23 protein-coding genes, 1 tRNA gene and 1 pseudogene are annotated in these 24,311 nt (G+C 59.5%); 21 read left to right on the top strand and 4 right to left on the bottom strand.

The window, feature by feature from the left end:
• The first annotated feature begins 10 nt into the window (after positions 1–10).
• The 6 genes from gdhA (at position 11) to VFV96_05895 (ending at position 7,168) form a co-directional block, all read left to right on the top strand.
• Positions 11–1,354, top strand: coding sequence for an NADP-specific glutamate dehydrogenase (gene gdhA / locus VFV96_05920; protein ID HEU5069931.1), 1,344 nt, complete (start codon positions 11–13; stop codon positions 1,352–1,354).
• Positions 1,355–1,928: 574 nt separating this feature from the next.
• Positions 1,929–2,369, top strand: coding sequence for a response regulator (locus VFV96_05915; protein HEU5069930.1), 441 nt, complete (start codon positions 1,929–1,931; stop codon positions 2,367–2,369).
• 24 nt (positions 2,370–2,393) lie between these two features.
• A complete protein-coding gene (locus VFV96_05910; GenBank protein ID HEU5069929.1) occupies positions 2,394–3,470 on the top strand; it encodes a universal stress protein in 1,077 nt (358 codons plus the stop codon).
• The gene (locus VFV96_05905; GenBank protein HEU5069928.1) at positions 3,445–4,104 is read left to right on the top strand and encodes a response regulator; all 660 of its coding nucleotides are present in this window, start codon (positions 3,445–3,447) and stop codon (positions 4,102–4,104) included. Before VFV96_05910 ends, VFV96_05905 begins: the two co-directional genes overlap by 26 nt.
• Before the next feature lie 336 nt (positions 4,105–4,440).
• Positions 4,441–5,826 (top strand): universal stress protein, encoded by a 1,386-nt coding sequence (locus tag VFV96_05900; GenBank protein HEU5069927.1) that lies wholly within the window; start codon positions 4,441–4,443, stop codon positions 5,824–5,826.
• A 1-nt stretch (position 5,827) separates the two neighbouring features.
• Positions 5,828–7,168, top strand: coding sequence for a universal stress protein (locus tag VFV96_05895; protein ID HEU5069926.1), 1,341 nt, complete (start codon positions 5,828–5,830; stop codon positions 7,166–7,168).
• Here VFV96_05895 and VFV96_05890 read toward each other — a convergent pair.
• Positions 7,109–7,495, bottom strand: coding sequence for a hypothetical protein (locus VFV96_05890; GenBank protein HEU5069925.1), 387 nt, complete (start codon positions 7,493–7,495; stop codon positions 7,109–7,111). The genes VFV96_05895 and VFV96_05890 overlap by 60 nt on opposite strands.
• Before the next feature lie 43 nt (positions 7,496–7,538).
• Between VFV96_05890 and VFV96_05885 the strand changes: the two genes are divergently transcribed.
• The 9 genes and pseudogenes from VFV96_05885 to rnk all read left to right on the top strand — a co-directional run bounded on the left by VFV96_05885 (position 7,539) and on the right by rnk (position 16,462).
• On the top strand, positions 7,539–8,120 hold the full coding sequence (locus VFV96_05885; GenBank protein HEU5069924.1) for a universal stress protein: 582 nt from the start codon (positions 7,539–7,541) through the stop codon (positions 8,118–8,120).
• Entirely contained in the window at positions 8,117–8,953 is an 837-nt protein-coding gene (locus VFV96_05880) for a DUF2238 domain-containing protein (protein ID HEU5069923.1), read from the top strand. Before VFV96_05885 ends, VFV96_05880 begins: the two co-directional genes overlap by 4 nt.
• On the top strand, positions 8,950–9,600 hold the full coding sequence (gene dps / locus VFV96_05875) for a DNA starvation/stationary phase protection protein Dps (protein HEU5069922.1): 651 nt from the start codon (positions 8,950–8,952) through the stop codon (positions 9,598–9,600). Before VFV96_05880 ends, dps begins: the two co-directional genes overlap by 4 nt.
• An 87-nt stretch (positions 9,601–9,687) precedes the next feature.
• Positions 9,688–9,852: pseudogene (locus VFV96_05870) on the top strand (magnesium transporter).
• A gap of 32 nt (positions 9,853–9,884) precedes the next feature.
• Positions 9,885–10,613 (top strand): nucleoside monophosphate kinase, encoded by a 729-nt coding sequence (locus VFV96_05865; GenBank protein HEU5069921.1) that lies wholly within the window; start codon positions 9,885–9,887, stop codon positions 10,611–10,613.
• A gap of 19 nt (positions 10,614–10,632) precedes the next feature.
• On the top strand, positions 10,633–12,252 hold the full coding sequence (locus VFV96_05860; protein ID HEU5069920.1) for a Na/Pi symporter: 1,620 nt from the start codon (positions 10,633–10,635) through the stop codon (positions 12,250–12,252).
• Positions 12,253–12,656: 404 nt separating this feature from the next.
• Positions 12,657–13,694, top strand: a complete 1,038-nt coding sequence (locus VFV96_05855) for a universal stress protein (GenBank protein HEU5069919.1) — start codon at positions 12,657–12,659, stop codon at positions 13,692–13,694.
• Between the two features lie 6 nt (positions 13,695–13,700).
• A complete protein-coding gene (locus VFV96_05850; GenBank protein ID HEU5069918.1) occupies positions 13,701–15,995 on the top strand; it encodes a cation:proton antiporter in 2,295 nt (764 codons plus the stop codon).
• 50 nt (positions 15,996–16,045) lie between these two features.
• Positions 16,046–16,462, top strand: a complete 417-nt coding sequence (gene rnk, locus VFV96_05845; GenBank protein HEU5069917.1) for a nucleoside diphosphate kinase regulator — start codon at positions 16,046–16,048, stop codon at positions 16,460–16,462.
• 272 nt (positions 16,463–16,734) lie between these two features.
• Here the strand turns inward: rnk and VFV96_05840 are convergent.
• Together VFV96_05840 and VFV96_05835 are read right to left on the bottom strand one after the other, a co-directional pair.
• Positions 16,735–16,808 (bottom strand) — tRNA-Gly (locus tag VFV96_05840).
• A 101-nt stretch (positions 16,809–16,909) separates the two neighbouring features.
• Positions 16,910–17,641: a uracil-DNA glycosylase family protein gene (locus VFV96_05835; GenBank protein ID HEU5069916.1), complete on the bottom strand. Its 732-nt coding sequence runs from the start codon at positions 17,639–17,641 to the stop codon at positions 16,910–16,912.
• 78 nt (positions 17,642–17,719) lie between these two features.
• On the opposite strand from VFV96_05835, the gene VFV96_05830 reads away from it, so the two are divergent.
• Positions 17,720–18,337 carry a TIGR02466 family protein gene (locus tag VFV96_05830; protein HEU5069915.1) on the top strand — a complete coding sequence of 206 codons (618 nt, stop codon included), beginning with the start codon at positions 17,720–17,722 and terminating at the stop codon, positions 18,335–18,337.
• Between the two features lie 3 nt (positions 18,338–18,340).
• Here the strand turns inward: VFV96_05830 and VFV96_05825 are convergent, their stop codons facing one another.
• Positions 18,341–18,754, bottom strand: coding sequence for a thioesterase family protein (locus VFV96_05825; GenBank protein ID HEU5069914.1), 414 nt, complete (start codon positions 18,752–18,754; stop codon positions 18,341–18,343).
• An 87-nt stretch (positions 18,755–18,841) separates the two neighbouring features.
• On the opposite strand from VFV96_05825, the gene VFV96_05820 reads away from it, so the two are divergent.
• The 5 genes from VFV96_05820 (at position 18,842) to VFV96_05800 (ending at position 23,778) form a co-directional block, all read left to right on the top strand.
• Complete coding sequence (locus VFV96_05820) at positions 18,842–19,051, top strand: hypothetical protein (GenBank protein HEU5069913.1); 210 nt, start codon at positions 18,842–18,844, stop codon at positions 19,049–19,051.
• A 46-nt stretch (positions 19,052–19,097) separates the two neighbouring features.
• The gene (locus tag VFV96_05815) at positions 19,098–19,517 is read left to right on the top strand and encodes an Hsp20/alpha crystallin family protein (protein ID HEU5069912.1); all 420 of its coding nucleotides are present in this window, start codon (positions 19,098–19,100) and stop codon (positions 19,515–19,517) included.
• Positions 19,518–19,571: 54 nt separating this feature from the next.
• Positions 19,572–21,959, top strand: coding sequence for an endopeptidase La (lon, locus tag VFV96_05810; GenBank protein ID HEU5069911.1), 2,388 nt, complete (start codon positions 19,572–19,574; stop codon positions 21,957–21,959).
• Positions 21,956–22,729, top strand: coding sequence for an outer membrane lipoprotein-sorting protein (locus tag VFV96_05805; protein HEU5069910.1), 774 nt, complete (start codon positions 21,956–21,958; stop codon positions 22,727–22,729). Before lon ends, VFV96_05805 begins: the two co-directional genes overlap by 4 nt.
• Before the next feature lie 839 nt (positions 22,730–23,568).
• Positions 23,569–23,778: a hypothetical protein gene (locus VFV96_05800; protein ID HEU5069909.1), complete on the top strand. Its 210-nt coding sequence runs from the start codon at positions 23,569–23,571 to the stop codon at positions 23,776–23,778.
• Positions 23,779–24,311: the final 533 nt, after the last annotated feature.

Here is a 24,311-nt window from a genome sequence, read left to right as displayed (position 1 = left end):
CTGTCACCCAATGAAAAGCTCAAAAGAACTGACAAAGACTCTGGACCTCCTCAAGGCGCGGTATCCTGCCGAGCCGGAGTTTCATCAGGCAGTGGCCGAGGTGCTCACCACGATCTGGCCCTTTGTCCAAAGTTGTCCGAAGTATCAAGCCGCCGGGATTGTCGAGCGACTCATCGAACCGGAACGGGCGATTTTGTTCCGGGTTTCATGGATGGATCGCCACGGAGCGGTGCAGGTGAATCGTGGCTACCGGGTCCAGATGAACAGTGCAATCGGTCCCTACAAGGGCGGCCTTCGGTTTCATCCCACGGTGACATTGGGCACGCTCAAGTTTCTCGCTTTCGAGCAGGTTCTCAAGAATGCCCTTACCACCCTGCCGCTGGGCGGGGCCAAGGGCGGCTCGGATTTCGATCCCAAGGGCAAATCGGACGAAGAAGTCATGCGCTTTTGCCAGGCGTTCATGAGCGAGTTGTATCGGCACTTGGGCGATGACGTGGATGTGCCGGGTGGCGACATCGGTGTGGGCGCCCGTGAGATCGGTTATCTCTTCGGGCAATACCGACGTTTGACCGCGGAATTCAGCGGCTCATTTACCGGCAAGGGGCTTTATTGGGGCGGCAGCCGGATTCGTGAGGAGGCCACCGGCTATGGCTTGATTTACTTCGTCGAAGAAATGCTTCGGACACGCGGCAATTCGATCAACAAGAAGGTCATCGCCATCTCCGGTTCGGGCAACGTGGCTCAATACGCCGCAGAGCGCGCGATCGCCGTGGGCGCGAAGGTTATCACCCTTTCCGACTCCGACGGGTTCATTCATGACCCGGAAGGATTGAATGAAGAAAAGCTGGCGTTTGTGAAAGATCTGAAAAACGTCCGGCGCGGCCGGATCCGGGATTACGCTCAGAAATTCAAGTGTCATTATTATCCGGGCAAGCGGCCCTGGGGCGCGAAATGCCAGATCGCCCTGCCTTGCGCGACGCAGAACGAATTGGACGGACATGATGCCGCTGACTTGCTGAAGCACGGTTGCATCTGCGTCGCGGAAGGCGCGAACATGCCCTGCACTCATGACGCCATTGCCGCCTTCGTTGATGGGAAAACCCTGTTCGGTCCGGGCAAAGCGGCCAATGCCGGCGGCGTGTCGGTGAGCGGGCTGGAGATGACGCAGAACAGCCTGCGGCTGCAATGGACACGCGATGAGGTGGACCGTCGGCTTCGGGAAATCATGCGGGCCATCCACACTCAATGCGTGCGGTTCGGCGAGCAGAAAGGCTTCGTCAACTATGTAGTTGGCGCCAACATCGCCGGATTCCGCAAGGTGGCCGAGGCCATGCTCGAACAGGGCGTAATTTGATTCCGCCGATCCGTGCGATCTGGATGTCTGGCTGTTCGATCACAATAATCAACATCCTGCTGTGGGGGCGTGCGTCAGACACATGACTCCAGCCATGATCGGCACACTCCGGGGCATCCTCACTGCCTCGCGCGGAGCGCGCCGAAACAATTCCACCCGGTTGCGGATTCAATTCGACCGGTGCGTGCGCACTTGATGATTGCGCACGCTGGTTTCTTCCTCAAAACGCGCGCAGACCGGCGCGCAACTTCGCTGGCACGAACCTAGCTAAAGAGAAAAACGACCCGGGACAAGGCCGACAGGAAGAGCCCGTGTCACCGGAGAACTCTCATGAAAACAGCATGCAATCACCCAGGACCAGATGCGGCCGTGGATGTGGAAAACCGCACGAAGCACAACCTCGGAGCAACTGATCAACCCGGTTGTAAAACCGCGCGATTCGTTCCGTTCGGTTTCAGGATCAGCGCACGTCCCGGGCGTGCACCAAGATTCATCGGTCGCGGGCCGCGACGGGCAGCGGGCAGGAGCAGGCAGTTTTTTGAATCGTTGACACACATTTAACAGCACCAAACCAATGAAATACCAACACGCAAATAAGCGAATACTTGTGGTAAGTGATGATCCCTCCGCCCGCGAGGCATTGGGAGAAATGCTGCGAGCGGCCGATTTCAACGTCCTGCTCGCTGAAAACGGACGGAGCGCCGTAAGAACGCTCATGGCAAATCCGGTCAGCGTCATTGTCCTGGATTTCCGAACCCGCTTCGACGCGGAGGATTCCAGGTTGAAAAAATCAAAGACGCTGTCGGCTTTGACGGATGTCGATCCATTCCTTCCGGTGATTCTTACCAGCGATGTCGGCGTCGAATTGGACCACGAGACGGCGTTGATGGCGGACTTGGTGTTGAAACATCCGGTGGAATCTTCAGCACTGTTTGATGGGATCGAAACGCTGCTCGGGGAATCGTTGAGGGAGCGCGTTTATCGGAAATCGGATTACATCGCGACTCTGCGTTGAGTCGCTTGAAACCGGAAAATTGACATGATCTCGCCAACCAACATAGAACCCGACCATCGAGCGACTGCGTTTGGAACATTGCCGAACGGCATCAGGGCCTCGTCGGCGGAGCCAACTGCCGAGTCTCCGAAAAACGGGGAGCGCTGGCTGGCGGTTGTGGGTTCGGAAGACACAAAATCGCACTGCCTCAGCTTTGCCCGGCAATTCGCCAAAGGTGAAACTGAGATTCATTGGGTAAAACCTTTGGGTCTGCATTCCGCAAATGAGGTGCGCCGCCTGGCGATCGCGCTTGATGTGGACTGGCTCTGTATGGTTACGCGACGTGGAAAGGCGCGGATGTCGCTGTTCCTGCGGGGTGATGTTGAGAGAAATCTGCGGGCGGCGCCGTGCCCAATATTCTGCATTCCGGAATCATACCCGCCAACTGGTGCGAGCCCGTCAGCGAACCGGGATGCGATGCCGATTCGTCGCGTTCTGGCTCCGATAAATCTCTCGTCGTCAGGTCGGCGTCAGGTGGAGAACGCGGTTGCGGTGGCGGAGCGCTTCGGAGCCAGGCTTGATCTGCTGGGTGTTCAGGAACATATGCGGAACCCTGACTTTTTGCGGACCGTCGGTCAGCGTGAAAAGAAGCGGTTGCAAATCCAAGCTGTCAAAAAAGAACTGTCGAACCTGGCGGATGAAGTGATTCCGAACCGCATGCGCGGCCGCATCCTGGCCAACGTGGGTTTTCCACTCTTTTATGCGACCACCTCCAGGGCTCGGGAGCTCAATTCCGGGCTGGTCGTGCTCGCCGTGCCGTCACGACTGTGGATCAATCAAGGGCGAATTGACGTAAGCACCGAGAGGATTCTGCACGGAGCCGGATGCCCGGTAATCTGCATTCCTGAGCACCGCAAACTCACCAGGAGTGGGCGCCCCGTTCGGAGTCAAGTTCGACGACGCCATCGGCGTAAGGACCGGCACGCTCGGCCGCACCTCTCATCGAGAGACGCGATCAGGGCCTTGCCAGAGCGAAACAGAGCCATGCGGCACTGGTCAGCTGCTCTCACCACCAATCCCAAACGTTTTGATGCTTATGAAACCCAAATTACTAATAGTTGATGATGATCGTTCAGTTCTTGAATCACTAACGAGGCTGTTGGAGACAGAACAATACGAAGTCTATCCGGCGCGAGATGCCACCGAAGCGATGGATTTCTTCAACTCCAAACCGATTGATCTGGTTGTCCTCGACATCAATCTCGGCGTGGATAACGGCTGGCAAGTCTTCGAGGCGATGACGGTCAAGAATCCTTTTGTGCCGACGATCATGATTACCGCCGAATGGGGACAACGTGAACGGGCGGTAACGCTCGGGGTGGAGGGACTGATTGAAAAGCCGATTGATGTGCCGGCTTTCCTCACAATGATTCGCGAGCTCCTCGCCGAAACCACCGAAGCGAAGTTGAAGCGGATTTGCGGGAACGATGCGTATTGCCGCTACATCGGCCGTCACTACGAACCCTACCTGCGCATGCTGCAGAAGCGCTATGCGGCTCCATTGAGGATGGCATCACGCTGCGACGTTCTGACCGACGAGAAGCCGGACGTTGACATGGAATGGCCGACGGTGATTCCTGCGTCTGCGGACATAAATGGATGGCACGCAGAGTCTGACCGCGTCCGAACCTCATCAGTTCCACCTCAACAACCACACGGCTTCTATGAAGATGATCCAATTGCCCGGGACGAATAACTCTGCAATGAAAACTCATCGGATCCGGAGTTGCGTCTCACACTGATCTATCCTGCCGCCGTTGGAATGTGGTTCAAATTCCTTTTCGATCGGCCCAATTAGAACCGCCGCCGGGACAAATCATTCCGATGCTTCAGCCCGCTTCAATCTTACTTCGCTGAAACTATAACAATTCATCGGGAATTCACCCTTGGCCATCGCTGGCACGAGGCCAGCTAAAGGAGTGTTGAACCTTCACGCCGGTTCGGCTGAAGGACAAAACCATGCCGCTGAGTTGATGCGAATGAAGCTCCGGCAGCACGGTGTAAAGCAAACCAATCCAATACGGAGATCGAAATGAATATCGTTTGTGGAACTGACTTTTCCGTTCACGGCAACAAGGCAGTCCTGGCATCGGCGGTGTTGGCCGCACGACAGGGCGGCACGCTGTCCCTGGTGCATGTGCTTGATGCACGGCACTACGCAAATCCCTCGACCGAACTGATGAAGCACCTGCGGGACAGTCGCAAAAAAAAGCTGGATGCTTTGGCCGACCGCGCCCGTCGGAGAGCGGCAAAAGTCGCAACGCATCTACTCGAAGGGTCACCCGCCCTGAAGCTCACGGAGTTCGCGAGCAAGGCCGCGGCCCAATTGCTGGTCGTGTCTGCCAACGGGCAGATTGCACCGGCGAAGTGGTTTGTGGGGAGTGTGACTGATCAAGTAGTGCAGGCCGCAGATATTCCGACCCTTGTGGTTCGTGACGCAGCCACCATCGAGGCGTGGGCTTACGGAAAGCGTCCGCTCAACATCCTGATCGCGTATGATTTCTCTGGCAGCGCGGAAGCGGCGCTGCGTTGGGCAGCTTCGCTGCGTGAGATTGGACCCTGCGAAATTTCGGTTGCATACGTCGCATCAGCAGCCAGTGAACGGGGCTGCCTGGGTGTGGCACCACCGATGTCTCCACTATATTACCCGTCGGGACTCAAGAAGTTTCTGGAGCAGGAACTGAGGCAAAAGTGTGACGCCGTATTCGGCGAGGGCATGGCCGGAGTCTCCGTGGTGGCTGACTGGGGTCGCCCGGACTCGCATTTGATCGAGCTGGCTGGTGACGCCCGGATGGACCTGATCGTCATCGGCACGAGCCGGCGTCGGGGGGTGGAGCGCCTCGGCTCCGTTTCAAGGGCCCTGGTGCATTATGCGCACATGAACGTTGCCTGCATCCCAGTTCCGCTGGCTGGCACACCTCCGGTCAGCTGGCCTCAATTTGAACGGGTGCTTGTGCCGCTCGATTTCTCCGAATCCGACGAGAAGGCAGTGGCGTTGGCTTTTGCCTCGGTGCGTCCGGGTGGAGAAGTGCATTTGGTCCATGTCATTCCCCGGGGGCGACGTAACGGACACACAACTCGCAGACCGGAGTGCCGTGTCGAATCGTCACAAGACTTTTCGGCCCGCATGGAAGCGCTCGTTCCGAAAGCGGCACGGGGAGGAGGAATCAGGACGCGCGCAGAAGTTGTGGAGCACAATGAGCCGGCCTTGGCCATTTGCCGGATTGCCGATCAATTCGATGCCGACCTGATCTGCATGGCGGCCCGCAAGCGCCCGTGGTTCCACGAAACGCTGTTTGGCTCGGTTTCGCAGCGCGTGGTGGTTCGCAGCGGACGCCCCGTATTGATGACGCGCTATCCTGGACGTGAGCCTGGCGGCCAGACGCTGGTCGAAACCTTGACCAAAAATGGAGGCTGAGATGAAAATTGTATGTGGAACGGACTTTTCGATTCATGCGAGGCAGGCTGCCGACGTGGCCGCCGCACTTGCGGGTCGCAGTAAGACCACGCTTCGGTTAATGCACGGCGTGGAGCCGGCTGCGGTGGAGTTTCTTCCCCAAACCGCCATCGATCATTTGCGCGAGCGACTGCGCCAAAAAATCGTGACCGAAGGAAATCGCCTGCGTTCGACTGGAGTTGACGTGATGGAAAGCGTGGCGCTCGGTCGCCCGCATGAGATGCTGGCCAATGCCGCGCAATCGTCGAAGGCTGACTTGGTGGTTGTCTCCACCATCGGGCCGGTGTCGCCCAGCCGATGGCTGGTCGGCAGTGTCGCGGAAAAGACCGCCCAACTCTCGCAAGTTCCGACCCTGGTGGTGCGCGACCATGAGTCGTTGCTGGCCTGGGCCAAAGGCGGACGGACGCTCAAGGTGTTTGTTGGCTATGATTTCTCGGCGAGTTCGGACGCGGCGCTTCGTTGGGTGGCGTCATTGGGGCAAATCGGAAACTGTCGCATAACCGTCACCTACGTTTCCTGGCCGCCGAAGGAAACCTGGCGGTTTGGCGTCGGTGGTTACGCCCCTTTGACTGAGAATGACCTGGCAGTCCGGACATTACTGGAGCGCGATCTCAAGGAACGCTGCGTGCAGGTCTTCGGCAAAAGAAGGCCAAAGCTTCGCGTCATTGCCAATTGGGGGCCGGTGGATGAAAAGCTCATCGAACTGGCGAAAGCCGAAGCGGCAGACTTGATCGTGCTCGGCACCAATCAACGGCGCGGCTTGAGCCGATTCTGGCTCGGCTCCGTTTCGCGCGGCGTCCTTCACCACGCGCCGACGAATGTGGTGTGCGTCCCCGCTGCGGATGAACCGAAATCCGCCGAAGAAGGTATTCCTGCTTACCGGAGGGTGTTGGTGCCGACGGATTTCTCGAAACAAGGCAATCGGGCCATCACTTTCGCCTATGGCGCCGCACCACGCGGCGGAGAGGTGTGCCTGGTTCACGTCATTCCGCCCACTGGCGGGTTCAGGCCGGAAGCCGAAGACAAGGAGGGGCCCAAGGCGAAGCGCATGCAGGAGTTGATGGCCCGGTTGGAGGCTTTGGTTCCGGAGGAGGCGCGGCTTCGGGGAATTCGGAGCCGGGTCGAGATCGTGGAGCATCAACATCTGGATGCGGCGATCAGTCAGGCGGCCGAGCGATTCGCGGCGGACCTCATCTGCATCGGATCTCGGGGCCGTTCCGGCCTCAAGAGGAAACTGCTGGGTTCAGTCACGGAAAAGTTGATGAGGCGTAGCAGCCGCCCGGTTCTGGTCATCCGCGAATGAAATCAGGTGAAATGGGTAATCAATCATGAACGGAACGTCGCGAAATAAAGTCAGGATTTGCAAACCGAACGCACAGCCCGATTGCCGCCACTCAAAAAGCAGGGCGCGATTTGCATTCGGAGCTGGTTCGCAGAGGACACCGACATCGAGTGCCACGGAACTGCCAATGCAGCCGTGGCTGTCAAACCGGGCTTTCGCGACGGGCGGTGGAGTGACTGGGCGGGTGAACGGAGGATCGAGGAAACGCTTGAGCGCATCGGCAAGACTCCATCGTTCGTGCCGCCACAATGAATCCTGCGATGCAAACCGTTTCAACATGATGAACAAAAATGTCCTGTTACCGACGCACGGTGAGACAACCGTTAGAATCATGAAAAAGCATTTGAAACTTTCCAATCGCTTGTCTGCGCCATCGTGGACCGAAGCTCAGGCCACAAAAAACGAACCCCGTTCACCCCACCGGCCAGGAGAGCCAGCAATCAACGGCAGCGTGGAACTGAAAACAATCCTCGTGCCGGTGGATTTTTCGCCGGGCGCGCTCCATGCGCTTGACTTTGCGGTATCGTTGGCCCGACGCCTGGGCTCATCCATCATGCTCGTGCATGTGATGGACTCAATTTATGTTTCAGGACGCTTCGGTTCGCGGCGCTTGCGCTCACTTCGCGCGGAAGCGCATGAAGAATCCAAACGCCTCCTGGCGGCATTGGCCAAGTGCCGTGTCCGACCACATGTTCCGGTCCAACACCGGTTGCTCAGCGGATTGCCCGGCGCGAAAATTGTCGAAATGTCCCTGAAAACCGGCGCTGACCTGATCGTGATGGGCAGCGAAGGTCGCATCGGGGTGAAACGATTCTTGATTGGGAGTATGGCTGAAAGAGTCATTCGCGACGCGCACTGTCCTGTCCTTGTCGTGCGAGACAGGTTTCACCGTGAGCCGGAGAGCAGGCCATGAATGCCGTCGCCACAACGCCAGACAATGCCAACCTCTCTCCCGTCAAAGCGGCCGGGCGCCGAATTCATCGCAGTCTCACACTTGCACTCCAGTTGGTCATGCTCGCCGGGCTGGGAGTCTCAATCTATGAACAGCAGTGGTTGAACTCAGCGGCGATCAGTGGGATTCTGTTGTTGACCGCGCTGCCAATGGTGATTTTGCGTCGGCTGGAGATCTATATCCCACTGGAATTTGAACTCCTCACGATCAGTTTTATCTTTGCAGCCCTCTTCCTCGGTGAAACACAGGGCTTTTACGGACGGTTTTGGTGGTGGGATCTCGCGCTGCACACGACTTCCGGCGTGCTTTTGGGCATACTCGGATTCCTGCTTGTTTATGTTCTTAACGAGACTCCACGACTGGACATGCACATGCGGCCTGGGTTTATTGCGTTCTTCGCGTTCTGCTTTGCGCTCACGGTCGGCGCGCTGTGGGAAGTGTTTGAGTTTACGATGGACAAGCTTGCGGGCACGAACATGCAAAAACCGTTTCTGGGCGACCCTTCCGGCCTCACCGATACGATGTGGGACATGATCGTGGATGCACTCGGCGCGCTCGCGGTCGCACTGGCTGGCTACCTATACATGAAGCGGGGCATGACATCTTTCATTGTGCCCTGGATTCAACGGTTCATTGCAGGCAACCCACAACTGTTCAAGCGGGGCTGGGGGCTCGGCAGTCGTCCTCCGGTGGACGATGCGAATGATGCCGCATTTGGGCGGAAAAGCCTTTGTCGCGGCATCCGTGTCCAACCTGAGCGGGCCTGCGCCGGCGGTGAAGGAGTTTTTGAATGAGTCAAAAAACAGACACGTCCCAGCCGTCGCGGACTGCCGTGCGCGGAGTAAGAATGACCGAAACGGAGATCGACGAGACTTTGGCGGAATCATTCCCGGCGAGCGACCCGCCGTCGTGGACACTCGGCATTGACGCCGAGCAACTAAAGGAAATGACTATGAAGAACAAACTCAACCAAACCAAAAACGATCTCGCGGAGCAAACGCGCTGTAAGATGATCGAAGTCTTGAATCAACATCTGGCCGCCGCGCTTGATCTCCATTCTCAGGCCAAGCAGGCGCATTGGAACGTGAAGGGACCAATTTTCTTCTCGCTTCACGAGCTCTTCGACAAGGTGGCCGAGGAACTGGATGGGGTCGCTGACGAAATCGCGGAGCGCGCGGTAGCGCTTGGCGGAGTCGCGTTCGGGACCGTGCGAGTCGCGGCGAGCAACTCATTGTTGAGTGAGTATCCGCTCGATATCAGCGCGGGCCGTGCACACGTTGAAGCCCTATCCAGCCCATTGGCCGGGTTTGGCAAGTCCGTTCGTAAAGCCATTGAAACGGCGACCAATGCAGGCGACGCCGATACCGCCGATCTATTCACCGAAGTTTCGCGGGGCATCGACAAATTGCTTTGGTTCGTCGAAGCACACGCCCACCAGTGATAATTCCACCCGAGACAGCCGGCGTGGTTACTACGTGCGGCAATCGCTCTATGCAAGAACAATGCAAACCACCTGATGCATGCAAAGATCGTTGGGGCGTTATCGGGCGCGGCGATTCCCTTCGGCTTGCGCCGCCTGGGAGTTGATCCGGCGTTGGCCTCCAGCATCTTCGTGACGACAATCACCGATGTCATCGGCTTCTTCCTCTTTCTCGGATTGGCGACGCTCGCAATCGGGACGTTTGCCTTGTGAACACGCGGAGAATTGAACTCTTGGGAGCAGAAATGAAAAAGAAAAACGCCGTCATACTGTTTGGACCACCCGGCAGCGGGAAGACCTCCGTGGTGAGGTCACTCACCATCAATCGCCGCGTTTCCATCATCGAAACGGGAAATCTGTTGGAGCGGGAGGTTCGACTTGGAACTTCGGCTGGCCAGCAGATCAAGCTGGACAAAGCCGCCGGAAACTTGGTGTCAACGGACGTGGTCATTGACATTGTTGTGGCGGAATTAAAGGAAGTTCAGGGTGAGGTTGTCCTGTTCGACGGGTTTCCCCGCCATCTGGAGCAAGTGGAAGTCTTCTTTCAATTATTGAAAAGGCACCGCCTGAAACTCTGCTCCGTGCTGGTTTTGACTTTGGACCTCAAGACAGCCGCGCAGCGGATTGCGGGGCGTCGTTTTTGTTCGGGGTGCGGCGCTCTTTACAATCTGCACACGAATCCCCCAAAGGTCGCCAGGAAGTGTGATTCATGCAAACGACAACTCCTCCGGCGACCGGATGACCGGCCGGAAATCGTCCGCCGTCGGTTTGGCACGTATCGGCGGGAAACCGTTCCGGTAATCGAGTTCTTCAAGCGCAAGCACGCGGGTCTTTATTGGGAAGCATCGGCTGCGGCCCCCATCAGCGAGGTTGGTAGCCGCTTGAGCAAGCAGCTGGAGAGATGCGTTGAACGCAAAGCTATTCAAGGGCAACGCGAACCACATGCGGTTGAATCTTCCAGGCAGAAACCGTGAGTTCAACGCATAGTTGGTCATGGTCACTCAATTACTCGGCGGCATGGGTCTGTTTCTCCTCGGTGTTTTTCTCCTGACCGACGGGCTGAAAACGGCAGCAGGCGATGCGTTGCGGCGCATTCTGGTCCGGTTCACGGGCCGGCCGATCGCCGCCTTTGTATCTGGAGCGGGTATCACCGCGCTGGCGCAGTCATCGAGTGCGACCACTCTGGCCACGATTGGCTTCGTGAGTGCCGGCATTCTCACTTTTTCGCAAGCGATTGGGATCGTCATGGGCGCGAGCCTGGGGACAACAAGCACCAGCTGGCTCGTATCACTGGTAGGTTTGAAGTTCGGAATCGGCAAACTGGCTTTCCCACTGGTCGGATTGGGAGCACTGGCTCGGTTGATCTCGCACGGTCGCAACGCGGCTGTGGCGTTGGCCGTGGCAGGTTTTGGACTAATGTTCGTGGGCATTGACATCTTACAGACAGGCTTGGTGGACTTTTCGACATCGTTTTCCCCGGAAAGTTTTCCTCACGGGACAGTCCTCGGTCGTGCGCTTCTGGTCGGCATTGGCATTCTGCTGACCGTCTTGACCCAATCCTCTGCGGCGGCGGTGGCGATGACTTTAACAGCATTCCACTCGGGGATGGTTGATTTGGAACAGGGCACTTCGCTGATCATCGGCGCGAGCATCGGGACCACCTCTACGTCGGCAATGGCTGCCATCGGGGCAACGACCCCGGCGAAACGCACGGCGCTGGCTCACATTTTGTTTAGCCTCGCCGCCGGCGTGCTGGCGTTTCTGCTGGTCCCGTTGTTTGTTTTCGCCGTGCGGGAGAGCGAACAATGGCTGGCGCAGCCATTCGGCGCGGTAATCCTCGCGGCGTTTCACTCGGGGTTTACATTGCTTGCCGCGCTGATGCTCTTTCCGAGCGTGAAGGTTTTCAGTGGATTCGTGGAACGCCTGATCCCGGAACGCGGTCCCAGACTGACACAGCATCTTGATGCTTCGCTGATTGAGGTGCCAGAAATCGCGATTGAGGCGGTGCGCCGCACCTTGCTGGAGGTATATGGAGAAACCCTCCAGGCGATTGAAAGGGACATTCGCGGCGGCATTCTCGCAAAGCCGGAGCGGTTGGACACAGTGCTCGCAGCCTTGCGGGAGACCCAACGCTTTCTTGGCACTGTGGCGTTTCCGGCGTCACGCCCTGACCAATATTACGCGCGCGTGTCGATCATTCACGCGCTGGACCATCTGCACCAGTTGGCAGTCGTGGTGCAGGACGATTTCGAGCCGGGACTACTCGCCGATGAATCGCGATTGGAGATGCCTAAGCGGATGATGATGGAGATGCTTGAAACCGTCACGGCAGCCATGCGCCGGAAAACTCCGACCTTGGCGCGCGAGCAATTGCAGCGGATGTCCCTCGCCTTGGCAGAGCACCGACGCACTGGCCGCGCCGCCTTGCTGAAAGACAGTGCGCATGGAACGGTGGAAGCAGAGCAGGCACTGCATACGCTCAACGGACTTCGTTGGCTGGATGCGGTTGGCTATCACACATGGCGTGCGGCGCATCACCTGAGTGCGGAAGCCCGCGATGCCGAAGACAGTTTTGGCGACCCGCGCCCGGCAGCAGAGTTCAGCAGTGATTGAAAACGTGCGCGCTTCGGCCGGTCGATGCAACAACCGCGATAACGATTTCCCAAAGGCCTTTGCGAGATTCATTGATCGGTAAACCGCCGTCGCCTGATTCAATACGCTGAGAATCGGCGTATTCCGAACCGGTAGCGGAACAAATCGTTTCGGCAATGCGCTGAGGCTTTCATCCGCAACTCAGAAAATCCCAGCAAAAGCGCGTTTTCCCGCACCTTTTCACCGATGGCATGGCGCCAGCTTAAGGAGAGCTGAGCCGGCCAGTATTGGAACTTCAGCTTCAATTTCCGGGCGGCAATGGTTGGTCCGCTTGCGCACTAACAGTCAGAGTCCAGCAGGATGATGATCTGTTGCCTCCGGAATTAACCGGCAAGTGCGATGAACCATTCACCAGTCGAAATATCATGAATATATTGAGTTTGGCAGCAGACCGTTTGGAATCGGAGACGCTTCCGATCCGTTTATCATCTACGGACAAGATCGGCGCAACGGATGCAGCGGCGGGTTTGCCCGAATTGTCGAGTCTGCGCCTGCGCACGATTCTGGCGCCATTTGATTTCTCGGACGTTTCCGCCGAGCTGCTGCGCCGTTTGATCCCGCTGGCCGAGAAGTCCAATGCGACGGTGCATGTGCTTCACGTCGTCGAACCGTCGGGTGGATCGGTTGCCAACGAGGGAACCCCAATCTATCCCGGAGCGCGGGCCGCAGCCGCCCGCACGCAGATCAAGCAATGGGTCGCACAAGCCTTTTCCACCCCGGTCGCCATCACCACCACGGTGCGCGTGGGGCGGGCGGCGGACGAAATTGTAGCGCAAGCCCACGCGCTGTCCGCCGACCTGATTGTCATGAGCGCCCATTCGGGCAGCGGCAGGAAGAACATTTTGTTGCGCACGACGACCGAACGGGTGGTGCGCCAGTCTCCGTGCCCGGTTCTGGTCGTGGCGCGCGATCTCGTTCCGGAATTCCTGAACGAACCAGACGCGTTTCCACTGCGGACGTGGAAACGCATCTTGTTGCCGGTGGATTTTTCCAGCGGCGTTGGCGAAGCGTTGGCGTATGCGGCGGCGATTGCCCGGGAAAACGGCGCCCGACTGCACATCCTCCACGGCATCAATGGAGACACCGTGGGCTCGGGCGAAACCCATCTCAGCGTAGAGGCGCGGCTGGCGGACTGGCTTGAGGCGGAACTTCGCTGGCCGGTGCAATATGAAGCCGTGCTTTGGAACAACGTGCCGTTGCTCAACGCGATTTTGCACGAGATCGAGCGTTCCGAAATTGACCTGATTGTTCTGCCCGCGCGCGATTGCGACCGGTTCCGGCGGCATCGCCTGTGGAGTATCACCGACGGAATTCTGCGCCATGCACCCTGTCCGGTCCTGAGCGTCAACCAAGGGACCGTCACGGCAACTGCTGGGGGTGAGAAACCATCCAGCAACGATTAAGGCGTCATGTCGGGCATTGATTTCATCCAAGATTTGGGTTTGGTGATGCTGGTCGCCGCCGCAGCGGCGTGGCTTTGCCAGCGCCTCGGCCTGCCCGTGGTCATTGGCTACATCACTGCCGGCATCCTGATCGGACCGCATACGCATTCGTTCGCGTTGATCTCCAGCCCGGAGCGAATCCAGTCGTTGGCGCAAATTGGGCTGGTGTTCTTGATCTTCAGCATCGGGCAAGGCATCAAGTTGCAGCGACTGCGCCAGGTGGGATTGCCGCTGGTATTGGCCACGTTGGGCATTGCCGCGCTGGTGCTCGTAGGCTGCCGCTTGTTGGGAACCGCGCTGGGTTGGCCGGGCACCTACAGTCTGGTCCTCGCAGGAATGCTCATGGTCTCGAGCACAGCCGTGCTCGGGAAGAGTTTGCGCGAAGCCAACGCCACGCACAGCCGGTTTGGGCAGACAGCGCTTACGGTGACGGCGTTGGACGACATGGTGGCTGTGGTCACGCTCACGGTGTTGACCTCGCTCATTCAATTGGGCCAGACGGATTCGCTGGTTGTGTTCGGCACCGTGATTCGCTTGAAAGCGGTCATCGTTACGCTGGTCATTGGCGCGCTGTTGCTGGTGCCACCGTTGCTCAACCGTTTGGGGAGCAGTGTCACGTCAGAGGTGCGTTCGTTGGTGATCGTTGGATTGCTGCTTGCCATGGCGCTGCTGTCGGCCAAGGCGGGATTCTCGGCGGCGCTGGGCGCGTTTCTGTTGGGCGCGATTGTTTCCACAACGGGACGCGGCAAACAGATGGATCGTGTGCTGGGCGGATTGTGTGACGTGTTCGCGCCGGTGTTCTTTGTCGCGATTGGCATGCTGTTCGACTTCCGGCTGGTGGCGGACGTGTGGCCACTGGTGCTGGGCGTCTTCTTGATTGCGATCGTGTGGCGCACCTTCGCCGCCACGAGCGCGCTGCTGCTGGTGGGCCATCCCATGCGCGACGCCGCGCGGGCGGCGTTGTGCCTGACGCCGATCGGTGAATTCTCGCTGATCATCGCGCTGACCGGCGTGCAAGGCGGGCTGGTGCCGGAATCGTTTTACGCGGTGGGCATCGGCGTTTGCCTGCTGACCTCGCTGACGACGCCGCTGCTGATTCGCAAGTCCAGTGGATTTGGTGGTTGGATGGAGCGCAAGCAACCGGGTTTCCTGGCGCAATGGATCGGGTTCTATCACGAGTGGATTGAACGACTGAAGCATCGTCGGACCGGCAGTTTGTTGTGGAAGTTCACCGCGCCACGGATGGTCCAGATCGCGTCGCTCGGGTTCTTCATTTCCGGTCTGCTGTTCTTCGCGCGACCGCTCTACGCGTTGGCGGAGAAATGGCTGGGCGCGGACTGGCCGGTGGCCAGTGGATTGCCACTGGTGTTCTGGTTCGGGTTTGGTGTGTTGCTACTGGCGCCCTTGATCGCGCTGTGGCGCAACGTTGAAGCTCTTGCCATGATTTGCGCCGAGTCTGCTGCGCAAGGCCGTGCGAAGCAGGCGGTGCTGCAACCGCTTTTTGAGAAGTTGCTCAAGGGCGTGGCTTCGATTGGCATTATTCTGTGGTTGGCCGTCTTGGTGCCATTTGCCGCCTTTCCGTGGTGGGGCGTGCTCGGGTTGGTGGCCGCTTGCGTTACGCTGGCGCTGGTCTTTTGGCGCAAGCTGGTCCGGTGGCACAGCCGGTTCGAGCTCGAACTGCGAACGCACCTGGCCGATTCCCCGTTTACGGAGGGAAGACCAGCGTTAGCCGGCTTGAGGCAATCCAATCGCCGCTGGGAATTCAACCTGGCGGAATACACCATTGCCGAGAACTCACGAGCGGTGGCGCAACCGATTGCTGCATTGCCGCTGCGCGAATTGTTCTCTTGCACGATTGTAAGCATCGACCGTCAGGGCGTGACCATCCCCAATCCGGCGGCCGATACCGTGCTATTTCCGAACGACAGAATCCTGCTGTTGGGAGAGGACGAGAATTTGCGGCGCGCGGGGCGCTGGCTTCATGCAGAGGCCGAGTCCGCGGCGGAACAGAGCGAAGTCCCCAAGCTTGCAGAGGTGAGGCTCGAACACCTGAGCGTGCCGGCCACTTCGCGTCACGTCGGGAAAGCGCTGGGCGAACTCGCGCTGAACTCGTTGTTCGGCATCCAGGTCGTTGGCATTGAACGCGACCATCGTCCAGTGCTCGGTCCGGGGCGCACGGAGTCTTTGCGGTCTGGCGACCGACTACTGGTGCTCGGCACCCCTGAGCAAGTCAACGAAATGGCCTTCTGGCTCTCGACCTGACCGAGGCCGGAACCACGACCACAAGCATCAACCCAAGAAAGGTAAATTACATGAACACCATTATGAATCCACGAGTCATCTACATCACCGAGGCCGACATGCGGCGGCTCAAACCATTGATCGAATCCATGAAAACCTCACGCGACGATTTGCGGGGGTTGCAGTCGGAATTGTTGCAGGCGCGCGTGGTTGCACCGAAGGAAGTGCCTCCCGATGTCGTTACCATGAACTCCAAAGCCCGCCTGCGGGATTTGGAAAGCGGTGAGGATGTCACCTACACGCTCGTGTTTCCCGACCAGGCGAACATCGAGCAAGGCAGGATCTCTGTCGTCGCTCCGGTCGGCACCGCCATGCTGGGCCATCGGGTTGGAGATGAATTTGAGTGGGAAGTGCCGGCTGGCCCAGTGCGCTTACGCGTCGAAGAGGTGCTCTACCAGCCGGAAGCCGCCGGTCATTACCATTTATGAACCGGGCGAAACCATCGTTTGCGGCCAGTGGCGGAGCGCATCGAAAGATCAAATTCAGCGGGGATCAGATTATTTGGATATTGCGTGCAGCCGAAGGACGCATTCTCACTATGGCGACTCTTCGGTTGTGCAAATCGTGCCGCAAACGAGTGGTTTTACTGGGGAGTAAGCGCAAGTGCGCAACACCTTATTCTCACTTTTATTCTCACTTTGGACTTTTTGAAAAAGCGAAGAAGCGGCATCGCCTTGATTCTATTGTGCTTAAGTGAAGATGGAGCGGGTGAAGGGAATCGAACCCTCGTCTCAGGCTTGGGAAGCCCGCATTCTACCATTGAACCACACCCGCAACCGATGTCGCTGCGGGTTGTATCAGACTTCTTTTCCGGTGGCAACTGCGCCGTGGCCAAAGCTGATTTGGCCGGCCGGGGGGCCGGTTCCTGCCCGCCGTCAGCGCCAGACGCCCAGAGTCCGCAATTCGCGGGTTGCCGTGCCCGCCCAGTCACGGTTGGCGGCGGGGCTGGCCGGACTGGGATGCAGGATGCGCCCGATCTTGAGGCGCGCCTCCGGGAAGGTTGCGCGAAGGCGCTGCTCGGCGAAGCCGCCGACGCCGATGGCCACTTCAATGTTCAGAATGTCCACCACGCGACGCAAGTGTTCGTCGCACTGCATGAACAGACGTTCCGCGGAACGGCCGGGGAGCCGGTCCGGCGTCAGATTCTTCCCGCCGGCGCCGGCTTCAAGAAACAGGAGCGGGCAATAGTTGTAAACGAAGTGCTCCGCAAAAAAGTCGGCGGGTGTTTTGAAGCGCGCCGCGAACAATCCCCAGAGGCGGCGGCCGCTGACTTCCGAGCGCGGGCAGTGGAAGCCGTGCACGGGTTTGCGCGGGTGCTCGCGCGGCGGTCGGCCAACGGGCCCGGTGATGCCCAACCAGTCCCGCACGGCTGTAACTTCGCCAAAGGGAATGCCGGTTTGAGCCATGCCGAACGGCCCGGGATTCATCCCGAGGAACAGCACGCGCCGCGGCCGGGCACCGTAACGCTTCAGGTATTCGGCATGCGGGCGCCAGGCATACCGCAGCGGGTTGTAAACGTAGGCCACCGGGGCGGGAAACCGCAAAGTGTCCAGATCCCGCGCCAGCTTTTGCGCGACGCGGATCAGTTGCTGAGAGACGTCAGGCACAGGCGAGGTTTAGCGGAGAACCGGGACGGATGCACTTGTGTTCTTTCAACGCCGGCCGTCGGCCGGTAGGTTGGGCGCATGGCGATTCATTCCTTCTTTGCCACGGAAATTTATCAGGCGCAGTTGCAGCACAAACGTTGGCGGGCTTTCAACAACGAATTGTTGCGCGAATGTCATCAGATTCGCGACCACGATGCGGAGGGGCGGAAATGGTCGGCCAGGAATTACGCGGGCGGATACACCTCCTACGGTTCGCTGTGCCGGCTGCACAAGCTGTCGTCCACGTTCATGCAACTGGAGCGGGTGTTGAACCGGCATGTGCGGGCGTTTGCGAAGGCGCTGGAACTGGATTTGGAGGGGCGTGCGCTCGCCATGACGGATTGCTGGGTCAACATCATGCCGCACCAGGTGGCGCATGGACTGCACATCCACCCGCTGTCCACCATCAGCGGCACCTACTACGTCAAAACCCCCAAGGGCTGTGCCGGCATCAAGTTTGAGGATCCGCGGCTGGACCGCTTCATGGCTGCGCCTCCACGTCGGGCTGGCTGTGATTCCAGCCATCGGCTCTGGCAGACCCTTCCCGCAGAGGCTGGCAAGGTGGTGTTGTTTGAAAGCTGGCTGCGTCACGAAGTGGCGGCGAATCCGCTCGTAGCCGAGCGGGTCAGCATCAGTTTCAACTACAGCTGGTTTTGAGGGTCAGGGCGGCGTTGCAACGACGGCTTGAAGCGACGTGACGAGTTCGGGCGGCAGCCGGCGGGGCTTGTCGTTCAGATGGGTGCAAACGTGATCGGTCGTCCCTTCCAGCACCAAGACGCCCTCCGCCGTGGTGATGCGGTAGGCAAAATTCAGCCGGACGCCTTCCGCGTGGGTGACCCAGAGATCGATGTGCAGAACCTTGTCGTAACGCGCGGGCGCCTTGAAGGACAACTGGCACGCGATCACCGGAAAGATGAATCCCTGGTTTTGCCAGTCGAGGAAGGTTGTTCCCAAGGAGCGGAAAAATTCGCCGCGCGCCGCCTCCAGCAAATCCAGAAAGCGGCTGTGATAGACGTGATTGCCGACGGTGCAGCTGGCGTAAGTGACGCGATGGTGGTGACGAAATGCGGGCACGCGCCCATACTAGGCCGGGCGCGGACGTGTTCAAGCGCGGTTCAAATCCCATTTGGCGGCACCCCGGAATGCGGTTATGTTGGGGTCATGGATTGGCAGCAGATCGTGACTCTGAGCATCGTGGGGCTCACGGCCGCGTTGTTTGTGCGCGCCCGTTGGCGGCGGCGCAAGGCGAAGCTGCCCTGCGGCACGTATTGCACGTTTGCGAACCGGTCGCCGGGGCAGGCGGCCGGACAATCCATCATTTACCACGCCCGCAAAGGCGGGCGGCCAGAAATCATCGTAAAGATGCGCTAGGTCGCTTGCGTCCGTGCGGTGGGTGAGATAGTTTCCGTCGCTGAAAATGGCCATTAGCAAAGTCAGTTCGTCCGTGCATTTTGTCATGCGATCGCCCGCGGGTGGAAGGGAGGTTGCGTCCAAAGCGCATTGGGTGCCGAACACTGACGTCTATGCGACCGATGCCGGCCTCGTCATCAAGGTGGAGTTGGCCGGGATGCGCAGTGAGAACCTCGAGATCACGGTGGAGGACAACCGGCTGCGCATCAGTGGAAACCGGCCGGACGGATGCCGCGCCGCCAAGTGCAGCTTCCTCGTCATGGAAATCAACTACGGACCGTTTGAAACGGTGCTGGAGTTGCCTGCCGGTTACGATCTCAGCCAGGCGCGCGCCGCCTACCTGAACGGGTTCCTCCGCATTGATGTGCCGCTGGCCACGCAGCCACAAACCAAGATCACCAAGGTGGCGATCAAAGAGGGGAATTGATTTCGCCTGAACTTTCTTCCCGGTGGCCGCGTCAAACAGGATGACTGACGCACCATGACTTCGCCGGAAACGGAATTTGTAAACATTCTCGGAGGCGCCGAGGCCAAGCCACGGGGCGAAACGCCCGCTTTGCCCAAGGTGCTGCCCATCCTTGGCCTTTCCGATCTCGTCATCTTTCCCGCCATGGTCGCGCCACTGCTCGTGGATAACGGCCCCAGCACCAAGCTCATCGACGATGTGGTGGGCGGCGACCGCCTCATCGGCGTGGTGCTTCAGCGCAATCCGGATGCCGACAACCCCAAGCCCGATGAATTGTTCTCCGTCGGCTGCGCAGCACGTGTGTTGAAGATGCTCAAGTTCCCGGACAATACCGTGCGGGTTCTCGTCGAGGGGCTCTGGCGCATTCGCATCGCGGAATTCACCACGACCACGCCGTATTTGTGCGCCCGGTGTGAAGTGATGCCGGACGAGACCGAAAGCACCGTTGAAGTCAGCGCGCTGCTGCGGAACGCGCAAACGCAATTCCAGGAAATCCTCCGCCTGTCGCCGGCGCTTTCCGAACAGGTGAAGGTGGCCGCCCTCAACACGGAGGACCCCAGCCACTTCAGCGACTTGATCGCGGCCAACCTCAACCTGGAACTGGCCGAGCGGCAGAAGCTGCTGGAAACGTCCTCCATTCGCGAACGCCTGCGCAAGCTCCTCCCGCTGCTCAATCGCGAAATCGAAGTCCTCTCGCTCAGCTCCAAAATCCAGAGCGACGTGGCCACCTCCATTTCCAAGTCGCAACGGGACTTTTTCCTGCGCGAGCAGATGCGGGCCATTCAACGGGAACTGGGCGAAGCCGATCCGAATGCCGGCGAAATCAAGGCGCTCCGCGAACGCATCGAAAGCGCCTCGCTTCCGTCCGAGCCCAAAAAAATCGCCCTGCAGGAGGTGGAGCGTCTCGTGCAAATTCCCCCCGCGGCGGCGGAGTATTCCGTGGCCCGCAATTACCTCGACTGGATCCTCGGGCTGCCGTGGCAGAAGGAAACCGAGGACAAGATCGACCTCGCGGCGGCGGAGCGGATTTTGAACGAACAGCATTACGGCCTCGAAAAGGTGAAGGACCGGCTGCTGGAGTTCCTGGCGGTCATCAAACGCCGCAAAAATCTGAAGGGGCCCATCCTCTGCCTCGTCGGTCCGCCCGGCGTGGGCAAGACGTCGCTGGGCCGCAGCGTCGCCGACGCCATGGGGCGGAAGTTTGCCCGCATCGCCCTGGGCGGCATGCGGGACGAGGCCGAGATTCGCGGCCATCGCCGGACCTACGTGGGCGCGCTGCCCGGCCGCATCATCCAGACGCTGCGGCGCGTGGAGAGCCGCAATCCCGTCATCCTGCTCGATGAACTGGACAAGGTGGGCGCGGACTTCCGCGGCGACCCGGCGGCCGCGCTGCTCGAAGTGCTTGACCCGGCGCAGAACGCCACGTTCACCGATCATTACCTTGATCTGCCGTTTGATTTGTCGCGCGTGCTGTTCCTGACGACCGCCAACTGGCTCGAGCCCGTGCACGCGGCGTTGCGCGACCGCCTCGAAGTCATCGAACTGCCGAGTTACACCGACTCGGAGAAGCTGCAAATCGCGCGCCGTTACCTGGTGCCGCGGCAGTTGTCCGAGCACGGCCTGACCGCCAGGGAACTGAAGCTGCCGGACACCACGCTGCGTCGCGTGATTCATGACTACACACGGGAAGCGGGCGTGCGCCAGCTCGAGCGCGAAGTGGCCGCCCTCGCGCGCAAGGCCACGCGACGGATTATGGCCAACGGACACGCGCCCAAGCCGCTCCAGGTCCGGCCCGAGGACCTGAAGAACTATCTCGGGCTGCCCAAATTCATTTCCGACTCCGCCGAAACCATCAAGGAAGTGGGCGTGGCGACCGGCCTCGCGTGGACACCGGTGGGCGGCGAGGTGTTGATGATTGAAGCCACCCGCATGAAAGGCCGCGGCGGGCTCATGCTCACGGGCTCGCTCGGTGACGTGATGAAGGAAAGCGCCCAGACCGCGCTCAGCTACCTGCGCAGCCAGTCGGCGGCGCTGCACATTGATCTGGACGATTACGCGAAGCACGATTTGCACATCCACGTGCCGGCCGGAGCGACGCCGAAGGACGGTCCCAGTGCGGGAGTCACCATTGCCGTGGCCCTGGCGTCACTGCTCACGCGGCGGCGCGTCCGGTCCGAGGTGGCCATGACGGGCGAAATCAGCCTGCGCGGCCGGGTGATGCGCGTGGGCGGCATCAAGGAAAAGGTGCTCGCCGCGGCCCGCTTTGGCATCAAGGAGGTCATTCTGCCCGACGGCAACCGGAATGACTGGACCGAAGTGCCCGCTGAAGTTCGCCACAAACTCAAGGTTCACTTCGTGCGCCACATTGCCGACGCGCTGCCGCTTGCCTTGCGCCAGAAATGAAGAACGGTTTCCGCATCCTCACCGCGCTCCTGTTGGTGACGCTGACCGGCTTGGCCGCCGGGCCGCAACTGTCAACCCCGCCCGTGGTGCCGGCCGATCCGGCGGCCGCCGGCCGCGAATTGGTGGCGCGGCTGCTGGCCATCCGGCCGGAGGCCAGTGCCACGAACCAGGCGGTGCTGCGGGTTTATACCGGACGCAACCTGCGCTTTGAGATTCCGGTGCGGATCGAAGTTCAAGCCGGCGATAACTCCTGGAGCACGACTTACCGCACCGAAGGGACGAACAAGGAACATGCTGCCGCTCTCACGGTCACGCATTTCCCGAATCGGCCGAACGAATATCGCGTGGCGGTTTTCTCCCGTCCGCCGGGCGACACGAACGAATTCCAAATCGTCACCGGTGCGCAGGCGTTTGTTCCGTTTGCGGACTCCGATTATCTGCTGGCCGACCTGGGGTTGGAATTCCTGCACTGGCCCACCCAACGCCTGTTGCAGAAGGAGCTTTGCCGCGGCCAGTCCTGTGACAAGCTGGAGAGTGTTGCGCCCGCGGGCTGGACCAACGGCTACGTGCGCGTGGTGGCGTGGTTTGACATCGACACGGGCGGGCCGGTGCTGGTGGAGGCCTACGATGCCGCGGGACGGAACGTGAAGGAATTCAAGCCGAACGATTTCAAAAAGGTCAACGGCCAGTGGCAGGTGCAGGAGATGGAGATGTCCAATTTCCGCACCGGCTCGCGCACGACGCTGCATTTTCAATTCGCCCCTCCCTGAGCCGGAACAACGCCGGCGGCATTCCTTTCAACCGTGGATCGACAATCCTCGACCCGGCCTCAGGACCGCTCCGGTTCCACAACTTGGTCTGCCGTCTTGGCCGCTTGGGATTTTTCCGTGAACTTATCTTCGGCTTTTTTGGGCTGGCGAAGTTGACGCCCTCAAAATGCGGTTGCGGAATCTCCAATGAGAACAGGCTTCGGGTCTCATCCTTGTTTCTTACGAGGTGTCATCGTCGTCATCTCCATCTGTGTGGAGGCGCAAAGCCTCTGCGAGCAGCCCAAAACTGGCAAACGGGGCGATAAACAACAAGCGCCCACTCGCTGCCATCGTATGACGCGCCACTTGGAATGTCATAGTAGGCTGGACTGCAAAGGCGGATGCGAGGCTGCGGGCCGAACGCTACCTGCCTGCCCTCAAAATATTCCTCATCGTTCGGGTAGGCGGTCTGCGAAAAATCGAGAATAAGAGCCGCTGAGCCAAAGTAACCAGCAACGAGAAGCAGGAACACCAACGCAAACCTAAATGCTCGTCGTTTTGTCATGTGGCGTGGAATGACACCTAGACAGTATGGCTTTCGCTGCAGGTGGAAGGGGTGTCTGCTCTCCGGTGCAAACGTGGTTACGCCGCGCGCGCGGCGCCGAGCCACCCGTTGTGGGACTCACGCCCCAAACAACGCAGGAACGAAAAGCAGCCACCATGAAGACCTATCTACTCCGTCAAGCCCCGCCCGTCCAGCCGCCAATCCCGCCCTGATCCTACCGCTGGCGCGCCCGGCTGGGCAGTCCCAAAGCCATCACAGCGATGGCGCACACTTGAGCGGACGACCCGCGAAAGGAATGCGACCGGAGGGAGCAGGCCCGCCGGGCCGAGCGAGCGACGGCGAGCGAGTCCACCTCGCCCGCATCCTCTGGCACCTGATCAAACACCGCACCCCTTACGACCCGACCGTGTGGCAACACGCGGAAGAAAAACTGAAGCTCAAGAAGATTCAACGCCTCCACCAATCCGCCACCGCCCTCGGCTTTAAACTCATCACCACCACCTGAACTTACACGCCTAGTTTCTTACGAGGCCGTTGCGATGAGATGCAGTCCAACATAAATGCTAGTGAGTAACAGTCCGAGAATCGGCCAGAGCACTCGCTCTCGCCGAACGAAAGCAGCTACGACCAAAGCTGCTCCGACAAACGGTAGCCAATACCGAAGCTGAACGTCGAGTGAACCGCCGCGCTCAGGGCCAAGACCGAACGGTAGCACGATGGCGAGAAACATCACCACCACACAAACTCCGCTCAATATCGGTCCTCGTTTCATCAGTGGTGTGGCCGCACGGCCTAACGAATCAAGCTCACCCGCGACGCCGGCGGCGCCGCAACAACGAAAGGAAGGCCAAAATGAAATCTAAATCTCACGAACGAAGGGGCGGGGCGGCGTCGCGGTGCAGCGCATGGTTAGCACACCAACCACCCTTCGGTTGGGGCAATGACTCAAGAAACTGGCTTGGGCTCCGTTGCATTCGATAGCTTCAAAATAGTCCGGCGGGCGGCGGCAAGTAAACCGGCCTGCCACTGGTGCCCTTT

The organism is Verrucomicrobiia bacterium (assembly GCA_035765895.1).
Classification (GTDB): Bacteria; Verrucomicrobiota; Verrucomicrobiia; order Limisphaerales; family DSYF01; genus DSYF01.
Note: the sequence above shows the minus strand (reverse complement) of the source record. Positions and strands in the feature narration are given on the sequence as shown.

Coding starts and splice junctions, on each gene's coding strand:
- gdhA (HEU5069931.1), top strand. CDS start 11: ATGAAAAGCTCAAAAGAACTGACAAAGACTCTGGACCTCCTCAAGGCG.
- VFV96_05915 (HEU5069930.1), top strand. CDS start 1,929: ATGAAATACCAACACGCAAATAAGCGAATACTTGTGGTAAGTGATGAT.
- VFV96_05910 (HEU5069929.1), top strand. CDS start 2,394: ATGATCTCGCCAACCAACATAGAACCCGACCATCGAGCGACTGCGTTT.
- VFV96_05905 (HEU5069928.1), top strand. CDS start 3,445: ATGAAACCCAAATTACTAATAGTTGATGATGATCGTTCAGTTCTTGAA.
- VFV96_05900 (HEU5069927.1), top strand. CDS start 4,441: ATGAATATCGTTTGTGGAACTGACTTTTCCGTTCACGGCAACAAGGCA.
- VFV96_05895 (HEU5069926.1), top strand. CDS start 5,828: ATGAAAATTGTATGTGGAACGGACTTTTCGATTCATGCGAGGCAGGCT.
- VFV96_05885 (HEU5069924.1), top strand. CDS start 7,539: ATGAAAAAGCATTTGAAACTTTCCAATCGCTTGTCTGCGCCATCGTGG.
- VFV96_05880 (HEU5069923.1), top strand. CDS start 8,117: ATGAATGCCGTCGCCACAACGCCAGACAATGCCAACCTCTCTCCCGTC.
- dps (HEU5069922.1), top strand. CDS start 8,950: ATGAGTCAAAAAACAGACACGTCCCAGCCGTCGCGGACTGCCGTGCGC.
- VFV96_05865 (HEU5069921.1), top strand. CDS start 9,885: ATGAAAAAGAAAAACGCCGTCATACTGTTTGGACCACCCGGCAGCGGG.
- VFV96_05860 (HEU5069920.1), top strand. CDS start 10,633: ATGGTCACTCAATTACTCGGCGGCATGGGTCTGTTTCTCCTCGGTGTT.
- VFV96_05855 (HEU5069919.1), top strand. CDS start 12,657: ATGAATATATTGAGTTTGGCAGCAGACCGTTTGGAATCGGAGACGCTT.
- VFV96_05850 (HEU5069918.1), top strand. CDS start 13,701: ATGTCGGGCATTGATTTCATCCAAGATTTGGGTTTGGTGATGCTGGTC.
- rnk (HEU5069917.1), top strand. CDS start 16,046: ATGAACACCATTATGAATCCACGAGTCATCTACATCACCGAGGCCGAC.
- VFV96_05830 (HEU5069915.1), top strand. CDS start 17,720: ATGGCGATTCATTCCTTCTTTGCCACGGAAATTTATCAGGCGCAGTTG.
- VFV96_05820 (HEU5069913.1), top strand. CDS start 18,842: ATGGATTGGCAGCAGATCGTGACTCTGAGCATCGTGGGGCTCACGGCC.
- VFV96_05815 (HEU5069912.1), top strand. CDS start 19,098: ATGGCCATTAGCAAAGTCAGTTCGTCCGTGCATTTTGTCATGCGATCG.
- lon (HEU5069911.1), top strand. CDS start 19,572: ATGACTTCGCCGGAAACGGAATTTGTAAACATTCTCGGAGGCGCCGAG.
- VFV96_05805 (HEU5069910.1), top strand. CDS start 21,956: ATGAAGAACGGTTTCCGCATCCTCACCGCGCTCCTGTTGGTGACGCTG.
- VFV96_05800 (HEU5069909.1), top strand. CDS start 23,569: ATGCGACCGGAGGGAGCAGGCCCGCCGGGCCGAGCGAGCGACGGCGAG.